Below are 1,663 nucleotides of genomic sequence, written 5' to 3'. Positions count from 1 at the left end.
CGGCCGCCGGCGAGTTGGGCCAGTTGCGCGAGGCTGCCGTTGAAGACGTTGGAGTCTCGGTCGCTGCCGCGCTGGCAGTCCGGGATGTCGTACTGCCAGAACGTCCAGCGGTTGCCCCAGCCCGGCACCGACGGTGGCGAGGAGTTGCAGCTGGAGATGTCGAGCAGGTAGTTGCCGAACGCGGTGCTGTTGCCGGTACAGGGATTCCACCAGTTGACGTTGGTGTAGATCATCGGCGTGACACCGATGCGGGCCTGGACCTGGCTGAGGAACGAGCTGATCCACGTGCGCATCGCGCTCTGGCTCAGGCCGTAGCAATCGGGCAGGTCGTTGTAGGGCCACTCGATGTCGAGGAACGGCGGCAGGGTCCGGCCGTCCCGTGAAAACTCCATGTGGTCGACGAAGTAGTTGGCCTGGCCGACCGGGTTTCCCTTGTCGGGTCGTGCCCAGTGGTAAGCGCCGACGTAGAGTCCGGCGGACTTCGCGCCGTGGTAGTCCTGCGCGAAGTACTCGTTGGTGTACGTGGTGCCCTCGGTCGCCTTGACGTAGGCGAACTCGTCACCGGCCGCCTTCTGCGCCGGCCAGCTGACCGTTTTTCCTCCGTTGTGGTCGTGGCTGGACACGTCCCGGCCGTTGATCGGATAGCCGGACGGCGGCGGGATGATGGCCTGCGCGGCCAGGCCGGTCGAGTGCGTCGGCGCACCCCGGCCGGGCCAGCCGTTGTCGGCCACGGATGGTTCGCCCGTCGCGGCCGCGCCGGACGGTTCGCGGAACGGGCCGCTGGCCGTGGCGCTGCCGGGGGCCATGACGACCACCACGATCGCCGCCGAAAGCGCGGCGGCCAACCGCAATCCGCGCGTCGGTTCTCTGCTGATGCCCATCGGACTCCTCCGGTCCGGGTGACTTCGGCGCGCTCGCGCCAGCACCCAGCCGGTGACCTTCGCGGTACGGGCTATCCGAACGCTATTCGCTGGCGCCCGTACTCCGGGCGTCGTGTCCAGTCCTCGGATAGCCCGTACCGCCAGGGTCTGGCGGCAACGACCGGACCCGAGGGAGATGTATCGATGAAACCGAGTCAATGGCGCTGGCCCGACGTGCTGACGGCGCTCGGCGTGGCCGTCGCCCTGGCGCTGGCGGTGCCCGCGGGGGCACAGGCGGCGAGCGACGACGGAACGCTACGGCCGCAGGGCGTCACGGCCGGCGGCCGGGCGACGCAGCCCGACAACATGGCGGCCGCGGCCGCCGACAACCCCGGGCCGTGGATCACCCGGACCGAGATCCTCGCCCGCGCGAAGTCCTGGTACGACGCCAAGGTCCCCTACAGCCAACAGGCCTACCGGGGTGGCTACCGCACCGACTGTTCCGGCTATGTGGCGATGGCCTGGCACACCAACGACAACTACTGGTGGACCGGCGATCTGAACACCATCGCCACGCAGATCACCTACAACGACCTTCGCCCCGGCGACATGCTGCTCTACCACAACAAGGCAAACCCGGTGAACGGTTCGCACGTGGTGCTCTTCGACCACTGGGTCGGCGCCGTGGGCGGCGACTTCGTGATGTACGAGCAGACCAAACCGTCCACACAGCACCGGCGGTGGTCGGAGGCCGGCTACAGCCGCAGCCTCTACAAGCCCTTCAAATACAACCGGGTGCTGGA

1 protein-coding gene and 1 pseudogene are annotated in these 1,663 nt (G+C 68.3%); one reads left to right on the top strand and one right to left on the bottom strand.

The window, feature by feature from the left end; translation table 11 throughout:
* Positions 1–881 (bottom strand): GH25 family lysozyme (locus tag AB0J74_RS38865; RefSeq protein WP_363458312.1); only part of this gene is annotated, 881 nt, incomplete at its 3' end.
* A gap of 183 nt (positions 882–1,064) precedes the next feature.
* Between AB0J74_RS38865 and AB0J74_RS38860 the strand changes: the two are divergent.
* A pseudogene (locus AB0J74_RS38860) lies at positions 1,065–1,663 on the top strand (hypothetical protein); the annotation flags it as partial.

It is taken from the genome of Asanoa sp. NPDC049573, assembly GCF_040676615.1.
In the GTDB taxonomy this organism is placed as follows: Bacteria; Actinomycetota; Actinomycetes; order Mycobacteriales; family Micromonosporaceae; genus Asanoa.
The sequence above is the reverse complement of the archived record's forward strand: the minus strand, read 5'-3'. Positions and strand labels throughout refer to the sequence as shown.